Genomic DNA, 21,104 nt, shown 5'->3' on the forward strand with positions numbered 1-21,104 from the left:
CCGGGCCGCTTACTGTCAGTACTGGCATCCGCAGCCTTGCTGCTTAGACAACAAACCCTGTGTGCACGGCAAACAGGGTTTGCCATCCATCTCTGCCTGCGGCCAACGTTGGCCGCAGGCCACTACGAGAGACACCATGAAAAATGTACTGTTTGTGCTGACCAGCCACGACCAGCTGGGTGATACCGGCCACAAAACCGGCTTTTGGGTAGAAGAATTCGCCGCGCCTTACTACGTGCTGGCCGACGCCGGCATCAACGTGACCCTGGCCTCGCCACTGGGCGGCCAGCCACCTATCGACCCGAAAAGCGCCGACCCGGCGTTTGCCACCCCCGCTACCCACCGCTTTGACGACGACAGCGCGCTGCAAGCCCGCCTGGCCGCTACCCTGCCGCTGGCCAGCGTGGATGCGGCCAACTACGACGCGGTGTTCTACCCCGGTGGCCACGGCCCGCTGTGGGACCTGGTAGACAATGCCGACTCGCTGCGCCTGATCGCCGACACCATCGCCGCCGGCAAGCCGCTGGGCGCGGTATGCCACGCCAGCGCCGCGCTGGTGAACGCGCAAGCCGCCGACGGCACGCCACTGGTGGCCGGTAAACAGGTCACCGGCTTTAGCAATACCGAAGAAGACGCGGTGCAGCTCACCGCCATCGTGCCGCTGCTGGTAGAGGACGCCCTGCAAGCCAAGGGCGGCTTGTACAGCAAAGGCCCGGACTGGGCACCGTTCGTGCTGGAGGACGGCCTGCTGATTACCGGCCAGAACCCGGCCTCGTCCGAAGGTGTAGCGCACGCGCTGCTGGCGCGCCTGCAGGGCTAAGCTGGCAATAGCTGGTTTAAAAGCAGACAGGGTTGGCCGCGGCCAACCCTGTTTTGCCTGGTACCTGCCCCGCCTTGGCCCCCTGCGATCATTTAGCCTCTGCCGCGCCGGTTACCACTGCGGTCAACACGGCATGCCGGTGTGGCCACGCTGCGCGCGTTGCCAGCTGCTTAGGCCGATGCCTGCTGTGCGGCAGGCGGCAATACGGTTTGCAGCTCGCCTATCGCCTGGGTCAGGGCGTTCTGAAAGTGTTCTTCGGCCAGGCGGCCGCTGGCCAGCTCGTCAAAACCATCGCGGATCATGGTGACGATATCTTGCTCCTGGCGCTGCGTTAGCCCCATGGACAACAGCGCCGCCTCTACCCTGTCCAGCACGCTGTTCAGGTGCAAGGTGGCGTCGGCACGGCTCTGGCGCTGCAGCCGGTCGATATCGCCCAGCACGCGCCCCAGCTGCGCCACGGTATCGCTGATGGCACTGCCCTGGCGGCGCGATTGCTGCTCGTATTGCAGGGCGTGCAAACGCACCTCGGCCGACTCGGCCAGCACGGCCAGGTGGTCGCGCAGGCGGCCGCAGCGTGCCTCGTCGTGCAGCGGCATATTGCTCACCATCAGGTGCAGGCACGGGTAGCTGATAGACAGGCGGTTCTTGAACTGCATGATCCGTTCCATGCCGGCCATATGGTGCAGCACCGAAATCTCCAGCGGCGATACCTGGCCATGGCTTTTCAGCGCCAGCGGGGCAGCATCGGGTGGCAGCAGCTGTACCACACCTTCAACATCAAAAGCCTGCAGCGCAGCCAGCACGGCCTGCGCCAGCGCCGGGTAGTCGGCGCAGTGGTTAAAGTGCTTGAGCGCGTCGATCAGCGTACCGGTTTCGCTCATGCTGCTCATGGCCACCATGGCTGTACTGGTGGCGTAGCCGGCCTGCTGGCGCAGCTGCTGGCGCTCGGCTACGTTGTGCAGCACCCGCTCTACTTTGGCCAGCAGCACCTGCGGCTCTACCGGCTTGGTAACAAAGTCTTCGGCGCCTACCTCGTAGCCGCGCACGTGTTCGTCCACGCCCTCCAGCGCCGACAGAAACAGCACCGGCACGTCGGCCAGCATGGGGTCCGCCTTAATGATCTCGCACAGGGTAAAGCCATCCATCGCCGGCATGCGCACATCGGCCAGCAGTAGCGCGGGGGGCTGCTGGCGCATCATGGCCAGTGCGGTTTCCGGGTGGTTGGCAATACGTACGGGGTAGTGCTGGCCCAGCGTTTCTTCCATAAAGGCCAGCATGAATTCATCGTCATCCACCATCAGGATGGGGTGGCTGTGGTCCATCGTCATGTTGTTCTCCTGTTGCCAGCAAAGTATAAGCGTTTGCGGTAGTAAAAACGCAGTACTCATGACAAAAGACAGAAACATTATTCAATAATGTTTATCGAGTTACGGCATGGCCATGCCAAGACAGGCGTTGGATTTTATTGCTACGGCAAGCGCAGATCGCGCTACGGCCCAGCCTGCGTCGCAGCCGGGCAGCCCGGGTGGCCAAACGGCCAGGCCCTGCAATGCACAATCTGTTACAAGGCTTGGTGCAGCTAAAAACAGGCTGATTCTTACCGCCGTATTGCCCGGTTTTCTCTTGCAGCGCAACAACTTGTAATAAGCCAACTACACCACATACCCCTTGCAAAAAGCAGGCTGCCCGGCGGTTTTTGCACGCGTGGCGATTGACAGCCAATGCCAGCGGCCTAGAATTGCACGAAAATAAAAGCAACATTTTTCAAACATAAATCAGACACAAAAAAACATAAGACAACACAGGCCATCGCGCCCAAGGAGAGTTACATGCAAAACCAGTTCATCCTCGCCCTGGACCAGGGCACGACCAGCTCGCGTGCCATCTTGTTCAACCGCAGCGGCGACATGGTATCTACCGCCCAGAAGGAGTTCCGCCAGATCTACCCGCAGCCGGGCTGGGTAGAGCACGACCCGATGGAAATCTGGGCCTGCCAGGTGGGCGTGGCGGCCGAAGCGCTGGCGCGCGCCGGGGTGCCGGGCAGCCAGATCGCCGCGCTGGGCATTACCAACCAGCGCGAAACCACGGTGGTGTGGGACCGTGAAACCGGCCAGCCGGTGTACAACGCCATCGTGTGGCAAGACCGCCGCACCGCCGGTTTCTGCGACGACATCCGCGCACGCGGCCTGGCCGACACCATCCGCAACAAGACTGGCCTGCTGGTAGACGCCTATTTTTCGGCCACCAAAATCCGCTGGATTCTGGACAACGTACCGGGCGCCCGCGAACGCGCCATGGCCGGCAAACTGGCTTTCGGCACCATCGATAGCTGGCTGATCTGGCAGCTGACCCATGGCGCGGTGCACGTTACCGACGTGTCCAACGCCTCGCGCACCATGCTGTACAACATCCACACCCTGCAGTGGGACGACGAGCTGCTGGACATGCTGGGCATCCCGGCCAGCCTGCTGCCGCAGGTAAAAAGCTCCAGCGAGGTGTACGGCCATACCCACGCCGCGCACCTGGGCGTGGCTATCCCCATCGCCGGTGTAGCCGGCGACCAGCAGGCGGCGCTGTTCGGCCAGCAGTGCACCCTGCCTGGCATGGTGAAAAACACCTACGGCACCGGCTGCTTCATGATGATGAACACCGGCGACAAGCCGGTACCGTCGCATAACAAGCTGCTGACCACCATTGCCTGGCAGGTGGGCGACAAGGTGCAGTACGCGCTGGAAGGCAGCATCTTTATTGGTGGCTCGGTGGTGAAGTGGCTGCGTGACGGCCTGGGCATCATCAAGCAGTCCAGCGACGTGGGCCCGCTGGCGGCGCAAGTGGCCGACAGCGACGGCGTCTACCTGGTACCGGCCTTTGCCGGCCTGGGGGCACCGCACTGGAACGCCGAAGCACGCGGCACCCTCGTGGGCATGACGCAGGGCACCAGCGCCGCCCACATCGCCCGCGCCGCGCTGGACAGCATTGCCTTCCAGACCATGGACGTGCTGGGCGCCATGCAGGCTGATGCAGGCATCACCATCGCCGAGCTGCGCGTGGACGGCGGCGCCTGCGTGAACAATGTGCTGATGCAGTTCCAGAGCGACATCCTGGGCACCGCGGTAGCGCGCCCGAAAATCACCGAAACCACGGCACTGGGCGCGGCCTATCTGGCCGGCCTGGCCGTGGGCTACTGGCAAAGCACCGACGACATCCAGGGCCAGTGGCAGCTGGATACGCGCTTTACCCCACAGCAAAGCGCCGACGCGGTAGCCCGCTACGTGGCCGGCTGGCACCGTGCCACCCGCGCCGCCATTGCCTGGGCCGGCGACCAGGGCTAAGCCGCCACCTGCGGCCAGCCTTACGTTGGCCGCCCACCCCCTTTACTGAACGCCCCTGCGCCCGGCCAAGCGGCGGCGCAGGCAGGCACCCCATTTCAAGGAATGTGTCATGAACCCCTTATTCGGTGAATTTATCGGTACCGCGCTGCTGGTACTGCTGGGCAACGGCGTGGTTGCCAACGTGATCCTCAAAAACACCAAGGGCCATAACAGCGGCCTGATCGTCATCGCCTTCGGCTGGGCCATGGCGGTATTTGTCGGCGTATTCAGCGTGGCGGCCATCAGCGGCGCCCACCTGAACCCGGCAGTTACCGTGGCGCTGGCGGTAGCCGGCAAGTTTGCCTGGGCCGACGCACCGGGCTACATCCTGGCGCAGATGCTGGGCGGCATGGCCGGTGCGCTGCTGATGTGGCTGGTGTACCGCGACCATTTTGATACCACAGATTGCGCGGATACCAAGCTGGCGGTGTTCTGCACCGGCCCGGCCATCCGCAGCACCACCGGCAACCTGTTGTCCGAAGTGCTGGCCACCTTTGTACTGGTGTTTGCCATCCTCAGCATGGTGTCGCCCAAAATCTCGCTGGGTGCCATGGACGCGCTGCCGGTAGCCCTGCTGGTATTGGGTATTGGCGTGTCGCTGGGCGGCACCACCGGCTACGCCATGAGCCCGGCACGCGACCTGGCGCCGCGAGTCATGCACGCGCTGCTGCCCATCAAGGGCAAACGCGACAGCGACTGGGCCTACAGCTGGGTGCCGGTGGTGGGCTCGCTACTGGGTGCCACGCTGGCGGCGGTAGCCCACGGCGTGGCCTGAGCTGCCCGCCCTCTGCCGGCTGCCATGGTGTAGCCGGCTGCCTCGCATGCCCTGCCATCTACGGCGGGGCATGTTCGTTTTAATCGCACATCAAACAAATTTCAAACATTTAATGTTCGTTCTTTGTTGATTTCTATCGGCCGTTTCTCTATCTTCTACACTGGGATCAACAGCACAGCCGGCCGCCCTGCGGCCAACGCAGCACAAAGGACAGACAGTGGAACAGTACGATTTGCTGGTAATCGGTGGCGGTATCAACGGCGCAGGCATTGCCCGCGATGCGGCAGGGCGCGGCCTGCGCGTGCTGCTGTGTGAAAAGGACGACCTGGCCGCGCATACCTCGTCGGCCAGCACCAAGCTGATTCACGGCGGCCTGCGCTATCTGGAATATTACGAGTTCAGCCTGGTGCGCAAGGCGCTGCAAGAGCGCGAGGTGCTGCTGGACGCCGCGCCGCATATCATGTGGCCGCTACGCTTTGTCATGCCGCACGACGCCGCCCAGCGCCCGGCGTGGCTGATACGCTGCGGCCTGTTCCTGTACGACCACCTGGCGCGCCGCCGCCGCCTGGCAGGCAGCGAGCGCATCCGTTTTGACCGCCACCCGGCAGGCAGCCCGCTAAAAGCCAGCTACCACCAGGGCTTTGTGTATTCCGACGGCTGGGTCAACGACGCCCGCTTGGTGGTACTGAACGCCATCGACGCCGCCGAGCGCGGCGCCACCATCCTCACCCGTACCGCCTGCGTGGCGGCCCAGCGGCATGGCGACGGCTGGCAGGCCACCCTGCAGGGCGCCGACGGCCAGCAAACCACCATCAGCGCCCGCGCTGTGGTCAACGCCGCCGGCCCCTGGGTGCAGCAATTGCTGGGCGGCGTCATCCAGGCGCCGGCCAGCAAAGCCATCCGCTTGGTAAAGGGTAGCCACATCATCGTGAAGCGCCTGTTCGCGCACCCCTACGCCTACATTTTCCAGAACCCGGACAAGCGCATCATTTTTGCCATCCCCTACGAGCAGGACTTCACGCTGATAGGCACCACCGACGTGGAATACCACGGCGACGCCGCGCAGGTAGCCATCGATAGCGACGAAGTGGCCTACCTGTGCCAGATGAGCAACCGCTACTTCTCGCAGCAGATCAGCCCGGCCGACGTAGTGGCCACCTACTCCGGCGTGCGCCCGCTGCTGGATGACGACGCGGCCAACGCCAGCGGCGTCACCCGCGACTACGCACTGGCGCTGGACAGCCACGGCGCGCCGCTGCTGTCGGTATTCGGCGGCAAGATCACCACCTACCGCAAGCTGGCCGAACAAGTGGTAGACCAGCTGGCGCCGCTGCTGGGCAATACGCGGCCAACGTGGACAGCTGGCGCGCACCTGCCAGGCGGCCAGCTGCCCGGCGGTGACTTCGACGCCTTCGTGGCAACACTGCAAGCCGACAAGCCATGGCTACCGGCCGCACTGGCACAGCGCCTGGCGCGCGCCTACGGCAGCCGCGTACACGCCGTACTGGGCAACGCCACCACCCTGGCGGGCTTGGGGGAGGAGATTCAGCCCGGCCTGTATGAAGCCGAGCTGCGTTATCTGGTAGAAAAAGAATGGGCCACCAGCGCCGACGATATCCTGTGGCGCCGCAGCAAGCTGCGCCTGCACCTGCCAGCGGGGGCGTATGCGGCGGTGGAGGCCTGGCTGGCGCGCCATCACGGGCAGGCAGCACCCAGTAGCCAGCAGGCCTCGCCGGTCTATTGAGGCTAGAGGGTTGGCCGCAACGTCAACGTTGCGGCTGCAGGGCCATACGCACCGCCAGCGCGGCCAACACACTGCCCATCAGGTAGCGCTGTAGCGCCAGCCAGCGCGGGCGGCGGGCAAAGCCGGCAGCCAGCCTGGCGGCAAACAGCACTATCAGCAGGTTTACCGTAAAACTGATCGCGATCTGGGCCAGCCCCAGCTGCAGGCTCTGACGGAACATACTGCCAGCCCCCGGCACCACGAACTGCGGCAGGATGGAAAGGTAAAACACGGCAATCTTGGGGTTCAGCACATTGGTGACGAAGCCCATCATGAACAGGCGCCGCGGCGAATCGGCCACTAGCTGGCGGGTAGCAAACGGCGACCGGCCACCCGGGCGCACAGCCTGCCAGGCCAGCCACATCAGGTAGGCCGCCCCACCCCACTGCAGCACCGCGTAGGCAAAGGGCACCGCCAGAAACAGCGCCGTCAGCCCCAAAGCCGCCGCCAGCATGTGCAGTAAAAACCCGGCAACCACCCCCAGCAGCGATATCAGCCCGGCACCGCGCCCCTGGCACAGGCTGCGCGATAGCAGGTACACCATATTCGGCCCCGGCGTCAGCACCATCAGCAGTGCGGCACCGGCAAACATGGCCCAGTGGCTTGTGTTCATACCCTCTCCTTGTTGGTAACGCCCGCTAAACTGGCAGCGCCTGCGCGCATGACAAGGCAATGATCGTGGACGCTACAGCCGGCAGGCCAGTCGGCCTGTCTGCATCGCCAACTTGCCCTGCGCGGCCAATGCCACGATGCGGATTATCCCGCCACCACCAGCCGTGTCTGGCCCTTGTCCAGCAGCGCCTGCAGGTCGGCGCTGACCGGGCGGTCGGTAAACAGCGCGTCCAGCTGCGACACGTGGCCCAGCTCCACCAGCGCCGGGCGCTCGAACTTGGAATGGTCGGCCACCAGCCACACATGGCGCGACTGCTGCATGATGGCCTGGCTGGTCAGCACTTCGCGGTAGTCGTAATCGCGCAGCACGCCGCCCTGCTCGATACAGGAAATGCCGATGATGCCGTAGTCCACCTTGAACTGGCGGATGAACTGCACGGTGGCCTCGCCGGTCAGGCCGCGGTCGCGCTTGCGCAGCGCGCCGCCGGCCACCAGCACCTCGCAGTCGGGGTAGTCGCACATCAGGTTGGCGATGTGGAAGTTGTTGGTAATCACCCGCAGGCCACGGTGCTGCGACAGCGCGCGCGCTACCTCTTCGGTGGTGGTGCCCAGGTTGATGAACAGCGAGGCGTTATCGGGAATCTCGGCCGCCACCGCGCGGGCGATACGGCGCTTTTCTTCCGCCATCAGCACCTGGCGGGCGTCGTAGGCCACGTTTTCCACGCTGGACAGCACGCTGGCACCGCCGTGGTAGCGCTGCAGCAGCTGGTTGTCGGCCAGCAGGGTGATGTCGCGGCGTATGGTCTGGTGGGTAACCTGGAAGTGGGCGGCCATTTTTTCCACCGCCACGTAGCCTTCACGGTTTACCCAGGCAAGCAGGTCTTTCTGGCGTTGATTGAGGATCAGCATACAGACGCTTAGGGTGACTGGAGAGCTGCATTGTACCCGACAGCACCCGCCGTCGGGCCAGGGTTGGCCGCAGCCGTGGCGTGCACGCACGCTCACGCCTGGCGCTGCCCTATCGCACCGTGGGCAGGCTGCCGCCTTTTGCGCATAATGCCCTGTCCACTTCGCTGCGTGTCCATCATGGCTACCTCATCCCGCATCGTCTTCATCCTGCATGGCCGGCACCGCCCGCAGGGCCTGCCCGAGCACCTGCTGGCGCCGCTGCGCGCCGATTTCGACGTAGACATACTGATGACCAGCAGCGCCGACAGCGCCACCCGCTACGCGCGCGAAGCCGCGCTATCCGGCGCACGCTGGGTGGTGGCGGTAGGCGGCGACGGCACGGTGCACGAGGTAGTCAACGGCCTGATGAGCGTGCCCGAGGCCGCCCGCCGCGATGTTGCCCTGGCGGTGCTGCCCACCGGCACCGGCAACGACTTTGTGCGCAGCCTGGGCAGCGGCGACAGCCTGCCCGGCCTGCCCGGCCTGATCGGGCTGATGGCGGCCGGCCAGGTCCACGCGCTGGACCTGATTCGCGTCACGCTGGCCGACGGCAGCGTGCGCTGGTGCAACAATATCGGCAGCATCGGCATTACCAGCGATATCGTGCGCCGCGTCAAAGCCATGCCGGCACGGCTGCCGGCCAGCCTGGCGTTTTACAGTGCGGTCAGCACCGCGCTGCTGCGCTGGCAGCCGCAGCCCATGCGGCTGACGCTGGATGGCGAGCTTATCGAGGGGCGCTTTACCTGCGTGTCGGCGGCCAACGGGCGCTTCTTTGGCAGCGGGCTGGGCATTGCCCCCGAGGCGCAGCTGGACGACGGCCTGATGGAAGTGGTGCTGATCGCCAACGCCGGCAGCCTGGATTTTATCCGCCTGCTGCCGCAGCTGCGCCAGGCGCAGCGCCTGACCGACCCGCGCGTGCGCTACCTGCGCGGCCGCGTACTGCAGGTAGAGGGCGAGCCGGCACGCTGCCCGCTGGAGCTGGACGGCGAGCTGGCCGGCCACGCCCCGGTGCGCTTCGAGCTGGTACCGGGGGCGCTGCGCTGCCTGCGCCGCCAGCAGGGCTGAGCCAGGCAGGCGCAGCGCCACGCCGCCGCCGTTCTAGGGTAGAATGGCCGGTTTTTCGCGCCGGGTGAGACCGATCCCGTGTGCGTCTATGCTGAATAACCTCGACTGTTTCTCGACGGAACCATGACCAAGACACCTAAAGCCCTTGTCGTTCTTTCTGGCGGCCAGGACTCCACCACCTGCCTGTACTGGGCGCTGCGCGAATTCGGTGCGGCCAACGTAGAAACCGTGACCTTCGACTACGGCCAGCGCCACCGCGTGGAGCTGGACTGCGCGCGCAAGATTGCCCAGCTGGCCGGCGTGCGCCAGACCGTGCTGCCTATCGACACCTTTGCTGCCATCGGCGGTAACGCACTGACCGACGACAGCATCGCGCCGGAAGAAGGCGCCCGCGACGACGCCGACACCGCGCTGCCCAATACCTTCGTGCCCGGCCGCAACCTGGTGTTCCTCAGCTTTGCTGCCGCGCTGGCCTACACACGCGGCATCGAGCACGTGGTGACCGGTGTGGCACAAACCGACTACTCCGGCTACCCGGACTGCCGCGAAAACACGCTGAAGGCACTGGAGCTGGCGCTGCGCCTGGGCATGGATAGCCGCGTGACCCTGCACACACCGCTGATGTTCATGAGCAAGGCCGACACCGTGCGCCTGGCGCAGGACGTGGGCGCCATGGACGCCATGGCCTGGAGCCACACCTGCTACAACGGCGAAGTACCGCCCTGCGGCCGCTGCGCCTCGTGCGAGCTGCGGGCCAAAGGCTTTGCCGAGGCCGGCGTCGCCGACCCGCTGGTGGTACGTACCGGAGGTGCCGCATGAACGCCCGCCACCATCTGCTAGGCGCCGGTTTCGAAGCTGCGCGCAGCCTGCCCGGCGTGGGCGAGCACGGCCACAGCTTTCGCGTGCAGCTGCGCACCGCCGCGCTGCCGGACACCCTGCCCGCGCTGCAAAACACACTGCAACAGGCGGTAGCGCCGTTCCACTACGGCAATATCAGCCAGCACCTGGCCGACGCCAGCGACCTGTCGCTCGCCCGCCACCTGCTGGCCGCCTGCGGCCAACCCGGCAGCCTGCACCTGGCCAGCGCGCCAGACCGTGGCGTGCTGCTGGGCGAGGGTGGCCGCGAGTACGTGTACTTCGATACCCGTTTCGAAGCCGCGCACCACCTGCCGCACGTACCGCCCGGCCACAAATGCGGCCGCCTGCACGGCCATGGCTTTGGCGTACGCATCGTGGCGGACGCGCGCCATGCCTCGCTGAACGACATCCTGCTGCAAGCCTGGCCACCGCTGTTTGCCCAGCTGAACCACCGCTACCTCAACGACATCCCCGGCCTGGACAACCCCACCAGCGAAGTGATGGCCGCCTGGCTGTACCAGCAGCTGCAGCCACGCCTGGCCGGCCTGGCCTGGGTGGAAGTGCGCGAAACGCACACCGCCGGCAGCCAGTTCGACGGCCACACCTACCGCATCTGGAAAGAACAGCACTTTGAAAGCGCGGTGCCGTTTGACGCCGCCGGCAACTACACCGGCCACAGCTACCTGATCCGCCTGATGCTGCAAGGCAGCGTAGACCGCGTCATGGGCTGGGTGCTGGACTTTGGCGACGTAAAAGACCGCTTCAAGCCCATCTACCGCCAGCTGGACCACAACCCGCTGGACAAGCTCAGCGGCATACGCGCTGCCGACGCCGGCAGCGTGGCCGAATGGGTGCACGGCGAGCTCAAACCGCTGGTGCCGGAGCTATCGCGCATCGACCTGATGGAAACCCCGGAGCAAGGCGTCTCGCTGACCTTCCGTGGCGACATGCAGTGGCCGTTGCTGTAAGGGGGCGAGCATGGCGAACTACACCGTAAAAGAAATTTTCTACACCCTGCAGGGCGAAGGCCGCCAGGCCGGCCGTGCGGCCGTGTTCTGCCGCTTTAGCGGCTGTAACCTGTGGAGCGGGCGCGAAGAAGACCGCAGCAAGGCCATCTGCCAGTTCTGCGATACCGATTTTGTCGGCACCGGCCCCGACGGCGGCAAGTTTGCCACCGCCGCCGAGCTGGCCGCGCGCATCGCCGCCACCTGGCCTGCCGATGCCACCGGCGGCCAACCTTATGTGGTGTTTACCGGCGGCGAGCCGCTGCTGCAGCTGGACGAGCCGCTGATCGACGCGCTGCACGCGCTGGGCTTCGAGGTCGCGGTGGAAACCAACGGCAGCCTGCCCGCCCCGCGCGGTATCGACTGGATCTGCGTCAGCCCCAAAGCCGGCGCCGACTGGGTACAGCGCAGCGGCCACGAGCTGAAGCTGGTCTACCCGCAGCCCACGCTGCTGCCAGGCGAGCTGCCCGCCGACCTGCAGTTTGACCACCTGTACCTGCAGCCGATGGACAGCCCACTACAGCGCCAGAACACGCAGGAAGCCATTGCCTGGTGCATGGCCCACCCGGCCTGGCGGCTGTCGGTGCAAACGCACAAGGTGGTGAACATCCGTTAAGCCCGTGTCTGGCCATGGCGGCCAACCTTGCCTGACACCAACCCTGTCTGCTACACAGACAGGGTTTTGTTTTGCCCATCCCTGCCGTTACACAAGCCACACAAAAAGACACTCGAAAATTTTTTTGCCGCAGTGTGTAATGAACTGCAATGTGGGCCGACTAAAGCTGGTAACGCGATACAACACGCGTTCCAAACCCACTTTCTACACAGGAGAATCACCATGTCCGCTACGTCCAAAACCCTGCTGGTTTCTGCACTGTCCGCTGCCATCGCCATGGCCGCCGTGAGCGCCCCGGCTGTCGCTGCCGACAAGGAAAAATGCTACGGCATCGCCATGGCAGGCAAAAACGACTGTGCTGCCAATGGCCACAGCTGCGCCGGCCAGTCCAAGATGGACAAAGACGGTACCGAGTGGAAATACGTGGCCAAAGGCAGCTGCACCAAAATGGGCGGCACGCTGGAACCGATGAAGAAGTAAGCCTGCTGCGGCTTGCTGCATGACGGGGCTGCGGCCCCGTTTCTGTTTCTGCACGGGTACCTTGCCATGACTGCCACCCTTCCCGCCTGCGCCGGCATCGGCCTGCGCCACCCGCACTACCGCCAGGTACTGGCCCAGCAGCCACCGCTTGGCTGGATAGAGCTGCACAGCGAAAACTTTTTCGACGGCGGCCAGCCGCTGGCCATGCTGCAACAGTTGGCCGCACGCTACCCGCTGTCGCTGCACGGCGTGGGCCTGGGCCTGGGCGCTGCCGCCCGCCCCGACGCCACCCACCTGGCCGCGCTACGGCGCTTGCTGGATGCAGTACCGGCGGTGGCAGTATCCGAGCACCTGTCGTTCAACCACGACGCCAGCCAGCGCTTTGCCAACGACCTGCTACCCCTCCCCTACACCCGCGCCATGCTGGATGTGGTGGCGGCCAACGTGGCCGAGGCACAAGACGCCCTGGGCCGCCCGCTGCTGATAGAAAACCTGTCCAGCTACCTGGCCTACCCCGGCAACGACATGCACGAGGGCGAGTTCCTGGCCGGGCTGGTCGCGCGTACCGGCTGCGGCATCCTGCTGGACGTGAACAACCTGTACGTGAACCAGCAAAACCTGGGCACTGACGTGGACGCCTTTCTGGCCGCGCTGCCGCCTGACGCCATTGGCGAAATCCACCTGGCCGGCTACACCGAGCGCAGCTTTGACGACGGCAGCCGCCTGCTGGTGGATACCCACAGCCGCCCGGTGTACCCGGCGGTGTGGCAGCTGTACCGCCAGATCATCGCGCGCTTTGGCGTGCGGCCAACCTTGATCGAATGGGATATCGACATCCCGCCGCTGGACACACTGCAGGCAGAGGCGGCCACTGCGCAGGCCATCCTCGATCAGCACACAGGGGCAGCAGCATGAACGAAACCGCCTGGCAACACGCCCTGCTGGACGCCATCACCACGCCGCAGTGGCAGCCCGACCCGCGCTTTGCCGCCGGTGCGCTGGCGGTGTACCGCAACAACTACCGCGTGGGGCTGATGGAGATGCTGGCGCTGGTGTACCCCCTATGCCGCCAGCTGCTGGGGGATGAGTTTTTCGAGGCGCTCAGCCGCGAATACGTCAAGGCCACGCCGTCTGCCAGCGGTAACTTGCACCGCTACGGTGAGGGTTTTGCCGGCTTTGTCGCCGCGTTCGACCACACCGCGCACATCGGCTACCTGCCGGACGTGGCACGGCTGGAGTGGGCCCTGCACCGTGGCTACTACGCTGCCGACGCCACGCCGCTGGCCATCGACACCCTGGTGGCTATCCCGCAGCAGCAGTGGGGTGAGCTGCGCTTTCGCTGCCACCCCGCCTGCCACGTACTGGACAGCGCGTGGCCGCTGGCCAGCATCCATGCCCACCACCAGCCCACCACCGCCGGCTGCGCAGTCAACCTGCACCAGGCACAGCCGCTGCTGCTATGGCGCAACACCGACGGCATCATGCAGCTGCAGAAGCTTGCGCCCGGCCAGCCGGCCTTCTGCCAGGCGCTGCTGGGCGGCGCCACACTGGACGCAGCCAGCGCCGCAGGGTTGGCCGCATGGCACGAATTCGACCTGCAAAGCGCCCTGCTGCTGGTACTACAGCACGGCGTGCTGTCTGCCATCAAGGAGCCATCATGAACGCTATCACCACCCTGCTGCGCCGCAGCCAGCCTGCTACCCGCTGGCTGGACACCTGGCTGTTGCCGCTGAGCCTGTTTGCCATGCGCCTGTACCTGGCGCGGGTGTTTTTTCTGGCCGGGCTCACCAAAATCCAGGACTGGGACACCACGGTGTTCTTGTTTACCGAGGAATACCGCGTACCACTACTCTCGCCAGCCGTCGCCGCCATGCTGGGTACCGCCGGCGAGCTGCTGCTGCCGCCGCTGTTACTGCTGGGCCTGGCCGGGCGCTTTGCCGCGCTGGGTTTGTTTGTGCTGAACATCATGGCGGTAGTGAGCTACTGGCACGCGCTGGAAGGCAGCGCGCTGGAGTTCCACCTGCAATGGGGGCTGATGTTGCTGCTACTGCTGGCCGCCGGGCCCGGCAAGCTGGCGCTGGACGGGCTGATCAAACGCCGGTGTGGCTGAGGGCGTGGCATAATTGCAGCCAGTCTTTCATCACCCTGCTACCCACACCATGAGCGTTCGCCCTACCCTGGTTTTGCAAGCCCCCCATCTGGACACCGCCCGCATCACCGAGCTGGCCATTCTGGCCGGCACCGAGCCGGTAGCACCTGTTGACGGTGTCGCCCGCCTGGTTGCGGCCAACCCCGAGCGCCGCGAGCTGGTGCTGGCCCGCGCCAGTGGCCTGGGCGTGGACGCCAACTACGTGGACAGCCAGCGCCGCTTTGCCGATTTCGGCCTGGTGGTGTCCGACATGGATTCCACGCTGATCACCATCGAGTGCATCGACGAAATCGCCGACATGCAGGGCCTGAAGCCGCAGGTGGCCGCCATTACCGCCCGCTCCATGCGCGGCGAGCTGGATTTTGCGCAGTCGCTGCGCGAGCGCGTGGCGCTGCTGGCCGGGCTGCCGGAAGCCGCGCTGGCCCGCGTGTATGAGGAGCGCCTGCAGCTGATGGCCGGTGCGCGCGAGCTGCTGGCGGCCTGCCGCGAGCACGGCGTGAAATTCATGCTGGTATCCGGTGGCTTTACCTACTTTACCGAGCGCCTCAAGGCCGAGCTGGGGCTGGACTACACCTACGCCAACCAGCTGGAAATCATCGATGGCAAGCTCACCGGCCGCGTGGTGGGCGATATTGTCGATGCTGAAGCCAAGCGCCGCCTGCTGATAGAAAAACGCAGCGAGCTGGGCCTGGCGCCGGAACAGGTTATCGCCATGGGCGATGGCGCCAACGACCTGCTGATGCTGGCCGAAGCCGGCGTCGGCGTGGCCACCCATGCCAAACCGGTAGTGAAAGCCCAGGCACAATACAGCCTGAGCGTCTGCGGGCTGGACGGCATCCGCAAGCTGTTCCTGTAAGCCATGTCTGCCCCCCTGCTGCTACCGCTGGACACAGTCAGCTTTGATGCCGAGCTGCCGCTGGCCTACCAGCCACAGGCCGACGCGCACGCCATTGCCCAGGCCTTGCTAACCACACGGCTGGCGCTAACCGTACTGGCCAGCCCGGCAGACAGCACCGAGCAAGCCAGCACGCTGCAGCGCCTGGAAGCCAAGCTGGACCTGGCGCTGGAGCTGGCGCTACAGCAGCGCTACCCGCAGGCCGGCGCGCTCACCCCCTGCCGTATCGGGCTGGAAAGCCTGTGCTGGCTGCACCCCGCGCCGCTGGATGTCGGCAGTAGCGGCATGGTTTTGCTGCAGCCCAGCACGCCTTCTGCGCTGACCCTGCAGCTGCCGCTTACCATCCGGCAGTGCCAGGCGGCTGGCCACGGCTACGCTATCCAGGCCAGCTGGGCCGGTAGCCTGGGCGATGCCCAGGCCGACTGGGAGCGCTGGGTATTCCGCCGCCACCGTCAGGCCATAGGGCGCCGGGCATGACGCCATCCACCCTTCAACAAGCCGAGCAAAGCGCCCTGCGCATGAGCCGGCTGCTACCGGTACTGTCTGCGCTGTTTTTATTGCTGCTGTGGTCAACGGTAGTCGAAACACTCAGCGAGCGGGCCACCTTTGCCCGCCAGCGCATCCATACCGAGCAGCACAGCTGGCTGAACCAGGCGGTGCGGGGTATCGACACCCGCCTGCAGGCGCTGCGCGAAGACATACTGCTGTACCGCGAGCCGGGCGACGGGCTGGCACGCCAGGCCAATGGCTTGTACCCGCTGGAAAGCGGCCGCCTGTGGCTGGTGGACGACATCTCGCAGGCACAGCTGCACGGCGAACCGCAAGCGCTGGACAACACCGCGCAGGACAATGTGCGCCAGCTGCTGCAGCAGCCGCTGATAGACGGCAAACTGCTGGTCATCGATGCCAACACCCCGCGCGACCCGGAGCGCCTGCAGATTGTGGTGCCGCAGTGCGACCAGGGCGGCTGCCAGGCCGCGCTGACCGGCCATGTCCGCTTTAGCGAGCTGCTGGACAGCGACCTGCTGGCCGACGACCCGCATATCCTGCTGACCGACAGCAGTAACAATGCGCTGCTCAACCACGGCAATAGCCCGCAAAAGCTGGAAAGCTATCTGGAAAACAAGCTGCTGCACACCAGCCAGGCCCAGGCCGAGCTAGCCAGCGTGCCGCTGCGGCTCAGCGTGCACCTGCCCCCGGTGCGCTACGCCGAGCCTTTTGTGCTGTTTGCCCTGTACCTTATCGGTGCCGCCACCCTGATGAGCGGTACGCTGGTGGTGATTCTGCTGCGGGTTGGCCGCAGGCTGGCGTTCATCCTGCAGCGCAGCGAAGAAGTCAACCAGGCCACCCAGCTGCTGACCCTCACCAACAACAGCCTGCGCGACCGCCTGCGCAAGCTCATCGAAGAACAGCGCGACCAGCAAACGCTGATCGACACCGTGCAGGTAGGCGTACTGCTGATTGATGCCGAGCACAAGATCGTGATTACGGCCAACGAAGCGGCCAGCCGGCTGCTGGGTTATACCCGCCAGGCGCTGTACCGCCGCACGCTGGAAAGCCTGTTTACCTCGCCCTTGCAATACAGCCAGCTGCTGGCCCTGCTGCAAGAGCAGCAACAGCTGAGCGAGCGCGAAGTGGAGCTGAACACGCGCCACGGCGAGCGGCTATGGAGCGTGCTATCCATGCGCGCCCTGCTGTTTCGCGAGCGCAGCGCCTATGTACTGAGCTTTGTGGACATTACCGAGCGCCTGCTGCACGCCCAGCGCATGGAAGAAGAAAAGCAGGCTACCGAGCGCGCCCTGTCGCAGCTGCAGTCCACCCAGCACGAGCTGTACCAGCGCGCCACCTGCGACGACCTGACCGGCATCGCCAACCGCCGCCACTTGCTGTCCGGTGCGGGCAAAGCGCTGGAGCTGGCGCGGCTGGACAACCAGCCCTATAGCGTGGCGGTGCTGGATATCGACCATTTCAAATCCATCAACGACCAGTACGGCCACGCCAGCGGCGATGTGGCGCTGCAGCGCATGACGCAGTTCATCACCGCCGCCCTGCCTGCCGAGGCGCTGTTTGGCCGTATGGGTGGCGAAGAATTTGCCATTACCCTGCCAGGCTACGGCCTGAACGAAGCGCATGCGCTGATAGACAACATCCGCCAGGGGCTGGCAGCGCAAGCGATGCAGATAGACAGCCACACGCTGCATATCACCTTTTCGGCAGGCGTAGCCGAGCGTAAACGCCACAGCAACCAGCTTTCCGAGCTGCTGAAAATCGCCGATCACGCCATGTACCAGGCCAAGCACAACGGCCGCAACCGCGTGGAAAGCGCTTTTCAGGCACCCGACAGCGCGGGCTGAAGGTTGGCCGCATGAAAAAGCCACCTTGCGGTGTAATGCCAGTCAGTTAACGCTGACTGGCATTTTTTGGTTAAGGATTTTAAGAGGCTTGAGTGTCCGCTATGCGGACGATAGTTAAATGCCGGTTCCGCCCGGCAAACGGGAAAGGGGGCGGATTGCCGCCCCCTTTTCATTCCCCCGCAACCCGGGGCTGCTCGAAACCCCGGCCAAAACGGCATGCCCCAGGCGCCGCCGAACTCACATCGCTGAGCGAATCAAAGATTCGCACGCAGATCGCTAACGGCTCGGGATTCAAACAAATCGGCGTCTTAAAACCTGGGGCATACCATTTTGCCCGGCTCGCGCCAACGGGATAGGGCGCTTCACTCACGCGCTCCCACTTGATGACCAGACATATTCGCTTCACTGACTGGCATTACACCTTGCGGTGGCTTTTTATCTTGTCGCTAAGCAGCAGCTACTGTACTACGCCAGCGCGGCCAGCAGCTTGGCGTGGATGCCGCCAAAACCGCCATTGCTCATCACCAGCACCTGGTCGCCGGCGCGGGCTTCGGCCACGATGGCGGCCACCAGCGCGTCGATATCGTCAAAGCAGCGCGCCTTGCCGCCCAGCGGCGCCAGCGCCTCGTCCACGCGCCAGCCCAGGTTGGCCGCACCGTAGCAGAACACCACGTCGGCGTCCTGCAGCGAGCCCGGCAGCGCGGCCTTCATGGTGCCCAGCTTCATGGTGTTGGAGCGCGGCTCCAGTACCGCCAGAATGCGCGTGCTGCGGCCAACCTTGTGGCGCAGGCCGGCTACCGTGGTGGTAATGGCGGTGGGGTGGTGGGCAAAGTCGTCGTACACGGTGATATCGCGCACGGTGCCTTTTACTTCCATGCGGCGCTTCACGCTCTGGAAGCGCGACAGCGCGTCGATGGCCACGGCAGGCGTCACGCCCACATGGCGCGCCGCGGCAATGGCGGCCACGGCGTTAAGGCGGTTGTGTTCGCCCGGCACGCCCCACACCACGCGGCCTTGCAGCTGGCCATCCAGCAGCACATCAAAGCTGCCGTCTGCGTCGGCCACACCGGCTTGCCAGCCGCTGTCGGTGCCAAAGGTTTCTACCGGCGTCCAGCAGCCACGGTCCAGCACGCGCTGCAGGCTGGCTTCGCGGCCGTTGGCCACCACCAGGCCCTGCCCCGGTACGGTACGTACCAGGTGGTGGAACTGCGTTTCGATCGCTGCCAGGTCGGCAAAGATATCGGCGTGGTCGTATTCCAGGTTATTCAGTACGGCGGTGCGCGGGCGGTAGTGTACGAACTTGCTGCGCTTGTCGAAGAAGGCGGTGTCGTATTCGTCGGCCTCGATCACAAAGAACGGGCTCTGGCTGGCCGCGTCCTGCGCCGGGGTACCCGGCAGGCGGGCAGAGATGCCAAAGTTTTCCGGTATGCCGCCAATCAGGAAGCCCGGCGCCAGGCCGGCGTCCTGCAGAATCCACGCCAGCATGGAGCTGGTGGTGGTCTTGCCGTGGGTGCCGGCTACCGCCAGCACCCATTTATCGTGCAGCACGTTCTCGGCCAGCCACTGCGGGCCGGAGATATACGGCAGGCCACGGTCGAGGATGGCTTCCATCAGCGGCTTGCCACGCGTGACCACATTGCCCACCACAAACACATCGGCGCCGATATCGGCCTGCTCGGCACCAAAGCCTTGCATCAGCTCGATGCCCATGGCTTCCAGCTGGGTGCTCATCGGCGGGTAGACGTTGGCATCGCAGCCGGTCACCTTGTGGCCGGCGGCTTTGGCGATGGCGGCGATACCGCCCATGAAGGTGCCGCAAATACCGAGAATATGGATATGCATGATGTGCTGCAGACAGAAATCGGGAAAGGCAGAAGCATACCGCAAAGCCGCCGTGGCTTGGTGGCCACGGCGGCTTTTACGCGGTGTATCAGAAGAACAGCCAGGTTTGCAGCACGAACAGCGGCAGCAGGAACACGATGGACCACGCCATGTAGCCAAAGAAGCTAGGCATCTTGATGCCACGCTGCTCGGCAATGGCTTTCACCATGAAGTTCGGTGCGTTACCGATATAGGTGTTGGCGCCCATGAATACCGCACCCATCGAGATGGCCAACAGGGTTTGCGACAGCGGGCCCATCAGCGTGGCAGCATCGCCAGAGGCCAGGTTGAAGAACACCAGGTAGGTCGGTGCATTATCCAGGAAGCTGGACAGGATGCCGGTCATCCAGAAATACATGGCATTCAGCGGGGCGCCGTCCGGGCCAGTAACCACGCCTACCAGCGGTGCCAGCGCGCCGGCCTGGCCGGCCTGCAGCACGGCAATCACCGGGCCGATGGTAATGAAGATACCGCCAAACAGTTTGGCGACTTCCAGAATCGGGTCCCAGTTGAACTCGTTACCGGCGCGCACCTGCTGCGGGGTAATTTTCAGCGAGATGGCGGCAATCAGCAGCAGCAGGCCATCGCGCACCAGGTTCTGCAGCGCCACCGGGGTGCCCATCACATCGAAGGTGATGCCTGGCTTCCAGAAACCGGACAACAGTACCGCACCAATCACCGCCAGCAGCAGCGGGATATTGCGCAGGCCGTACAGCTTGATGGGCGCATCGGGGGTCTTGTCCTTCGGCTGCACACCTTCTTTGCGGAAATAGTAGCTATCCACCATGTAGAACACCGGTAGCAGAATCGCCACCAACAGCAGTACCGGCAGCGCCATGGCCGACACGGTCCAGAAGAAATCCACGCCCTTCAGGAAGCCCAGAAACAGCGGCGGGTCGCCCAGCGGGGTCAGGCCGCCACCGATATTGGCCACCAGGAAGATAAAGAACACCACCACGTGCACATTGTGCTTGCGGTTGTCGTTGGCTTTGATCAGCGGGCGGATCAACAGCATGGCAGCGCCGGTGGTACCCATCAGCGATGCCAGCACGGTACCCAGCGCCAGCAGGCCGGTATTTAGCGCAGGCGAGCCGTGCAGATTGCCCCACACCAGAATGCCGCCCGACACGGTATACAGCGCAAACAGCAGCACCACGAAAGGGATGAACTCGGCCAGCATGGCGTGCACCACCAGCGCGGCACTGGTACCGGCACCAAAGCTCAGGGTAAAGGGCAGCAGGAACAGCAGCGTCCACATGGCGGTAATCTTGCCAAAGTGGTGGTGCCAGAAACCGGGGGCAAAAATGGGAAACAGCGCAATGGACAACAAAATGCCGGCAAACGGCAGGCCCCAGGCCAGGGACAGGGTGGCGCCGTCCAGACTAGCGGCCTGGGCAAGGCCGGGTAGCAAAGACAGCAGTAATGCGGTGGCAAAACGATTCATCGGGGCTCCTTGTGCAGGCAGCAAGGGTGCTGCTCTTTTTGTAACAGAA

Annotated in this window: 20 protein-coding genes; 15 read left to right on the forward strand and 5 right to left on the reverse strand. The window is 64.7% G+C overall.

What is annotated here, in order from left to right:
- The first annotated feature begins 136 nt into the window (after positions 1 to 136).
- Positions 137 to 820 carry a type 1 glutamine amidotransferase domain-containing protein gene (locus FLQ44_RS05310; RefSeq protein ID WP_147693406.1) on the forward strand — a complete coding sequence of 228 codons (684 nt, stop codon included), beginning with the start codon at positions 137 to 139 and terminating at the stop codon, positions 818 to 820.
- Positions 821 to 990: 170 nt separating this feature from the next.
- Here the strand turns inward: FLQ44_RS05310 and FLQ44_RS05315 are convergent, their stop codons facing one another.
- Positions 991 to 2,148, reverse strand: coding sequence for a response regulator (locus FLQ44_RS05315; protein WP_170252815.1), 1,158 nt, complete (start codon positions 2,146 to 2,148; stop codon positions 991 to 993).
- Positions 2,149 to 2,649: 501 nt separating this feature from the next.
- On the opposite strand from FLQ44_RS05315, the gene glpK reads away from it, so the two are divergent.
- The 3 genes from glpK to glpD all read left to right on the forward strand — a co-directional run bounded on the left by glpK (position 2,650) and on the right by glpD (position 6,710).
- Entirely contained in the window at positions 2,650 to 4,152 is a 1,503-nt protein-coding gene (gene glpK / locus FLQ44_RS05320) for a glycerol kinase GlpK (RefSeq protein ID WP_147693408.1), read from the forward strand.
- Positions 4,153 to 4,261: 109 nt separating this feature from the next.
- A complete protein-coding gene (locus FLQ44_RS05325; RefSeq protein ID WP_147693409.1) occupies positions 4,262 to 4,966 on the forward strand; it encodes an MIP/aquaporin family protein in 705 nt (234 codons plus the stop codon).
- Positions 4,967 to 5,183: 217 nt separating this feature from the next.
- On the forward strand, positions 5,184 to 6,710 hold the full coding sequence (glpD, locus tag FLQ44_RS05330; protein WP_147693411.1) for a glycerol-3-phosphate dehydrogenase: 1,527 nt from the start codon (positions 5,184 to 5,186) through the stop codon (positions 6,708 to 6,710).
- A 22-nt stretch (positions 6,711 to 6,732) separates the two neighbouring features.
- Here the strand turns inward: glpD and FLQ44_RS05335 are convergent, their stop codons facing one another.
- Both FLQ44_RS05335 and FLQ44_RS05340 read right to left on the reverse strand, forming a co-directional pair.
- Entirely contained in the window at positions 6,733 to 7,362 is a 630-nt protein-coding gene (locus FLQ44_RS05335) for a LysE family translocator (protein WP_147693412.1), read from the reverse strand.
- A 143-nt stretch (positions 7,363 to 7,505) separates the two neighbouring features.
- Complete coding sequence (locus FLQ44_RS05340) at positions 7,506 to 8,270, reverse strand: DeoR/GlpR family DNA-binding transcription regulator (protein WP_147693413.1); 765 nt, start codon at positions 8,268 to 8,270, stop codon at positions 7,506 to 7,508.
- 177 nt (positions 8,271 to 8,447) lie between these two features.
- On the opposite strand from FLQ44_RS05340, the gene FLQ44_RS05345 reads away from it, so the two are divergent.
- The 11 genes from FLQ44_RS05345 to FLQ44_RS05395 all read left to right on the forward strand — a co-directional run bounded on the left by FLQ44_RS05345 (position 8,448) and on the right by FLQ44_RS05395 (position 17,730).
- Entirely contained in the window at positions 8,448 to 9,374 is a 927-nt protein-coding gene (locus FLQ44_RS05345; RefSeq protein ID WP_170252817.1) for a diacylglycerol/lipid kinase family protein, read from the forward strand.
- Positions 9,375 to 9,497: 123 nt separating this feature from the next.
- Complete coding sequence (gene queC / locus FLQ44_RS05350; protein WP_147693415.1) at positions 9,498 to 10,193, forward strand: 7-cyano-7-deazaguanine synthase QueC; 696 nt, start codon at positions 9,498 to 9,500, stop codon at positions 10,191 to 10,193.
- Positions 10,190 to 11,200, forward strand: coding sequence for a 6-pyruvoyl trahydropterin synthase family protein (locus tag FLQ44_RS25220; RefSeq protein WP_147693416.1), 1,011 nt, complete (start codon positions 10,190 to 10,192; stop codon positions 11,198 to 11,200). Before queC ends, FLQ44_RS25220 begins: the two co-directional genes overlap by 4 nt.
- 10 nt (positions 11,201 to 11,210) lie before the next feature.
- Complete coding sequence (gene queE, locus FLQ44_RS05360) at positions 11,211 to 11,852, forward strand: 7-carboxy-7-deazaguanine synthase (protein WP_147693417.1); 642 nt, start codon at positions 11,211 to 11,213, stop codon at positions 11,850 to 11,852.
- Positions 11,853 to 12,074: 222 nt separating this feature from the next.
- Positions 12,075 to 12,332, forward strand: coding sequence for a BufA1 family periplasmic bufferin-type metallophore (locus tag FLQ44_RS05365; protein WP_147693418.1), 258 nt, complete (start codon positions 12,075 to 12,077; stop codon positions 12,330 to 12,332).
- A 66-nt stretch (positions 12,333 to 12,398) separates the two neighbouring features.
- Positions 12,399 to 13,247, forward strand: coding sequence for an MNIO family bufferin maturase (bufB, locus tag FLQ44_RS05370; protein ID WP_147693419.1), 849 nt, complete (start codon positions 12,399 to 12,401; stop codon positions 13,245 to 13,247).
- Entirely contained in the window at positions 13,244 to 13,993 is a 750-nt protein-coding gene (locus FLQ44_RS05375; RefSeq protein WP_170252819.1) for an HvfC/BufC N-terminal domain-containing protein, read from the forward strand. The genes bufB and FLQ44_RS05375 overlap by 4 nt, the downstream gene beginning before the upstream one ends.
- The gene (locus FLQ44_RS05380) at positions 13,990 to 14,442 is read left to right on the forward strand and encodes a DoxX family protein (RefSeq protein WP_147693421.1); all 453 of its coding nucleotides are present in this window, start codon (positions 13,990 to 13,992) and stop codon (positions 14,440 to 14,442) included. The genes FLQ44_RS05375 and FLQ44_RS05380 overlap by 4 nt, the downstream gene beginning before the upstream one ends.
- 49 nt (positions 14,443 to 14,491) lie before the next feature.
- A complete protein-coding gene (gene serB / locus FLQ44_RS05385; protein ID WP_147693422.1) occupies positions 14,492 to 15,337 on the forward strand; it encodes a phosphoserine phosphatase SerB in 846 nt (281 codons plus the stop codon).
- 3 nt (positions 15,338 to 15,340) lie between these two features.
- On the forward strand, positions 15,341 to 15,853 hold the full coding sequence (locus tag FLQ44_RS05390; RefSeq protein WP_147693423.1) for a hypothetical protein: 513 nt from the start codon (positions 15,341 to 15,343) through the stop codon (positions 15,851 to 15,853).
- Positions 15,850 to 17,730, forward strand: a complete 1,881-nt coding sequence (locus tag FLQ44_RS05395) for a sensor domain-containing diguanylate cyclase (RefSeq protein WP_147693424.1) — start codon at positions 15,850 to 15,852, stop codon at positions 17,728 to 17,730. Before FLQ44_RS05390 ends, FLQ44_RS05395 begins: the two co-directional genes overlap by 4 nt.
- A 465-nt stretch (positions 17,731 to 18,195) precedes the next feature.
- On the opposite strand, the gene mpl is transcribed toward FLQ44_RS05395, so the two are convergent.
- Positions 18,196 to 19,575: a UDP-N-acetylmuramate:L-alanyl-gamma-D-glutamyl-meso-diaminopimelate ligase gene (mpl, locus tag FLQ44_RS05400; protein ID WP_206208682.1), complete on the reverse strand. Its 1,380-nt coding sequence runs from the start codon at positions 19,573 to 19,575 to the stop codon at positions 18,196 to 18,198.
- 85 nt (positions 19,576 to 19,660) lie between these two features.
- Positions 19,661 to 21,055 carry a sodium:proton antiporter gene (locus FLQ44_RS05405; protein ID WP_147693426.1) on the reverse strand — a complete coding sequence of 465 codons (1,395 nt, stop codon included), beginning with the start codon at positions 21,053 to 21,055 and terminating at the stop codon, positions 19,661 to 19,663.
- Positions 21,056 to 21,104: the final 49 nt, after the last annotated feature.

Source organism: Vogesella mureinivorans, from assembly GCF_007644035.1.
Lineage (GTDB): Bacteria > Pseudomonadota > Gammaproteobacteria > Burkholderiales > Chromobacteriaceae > Vogesella > Vogesella mureinivorans.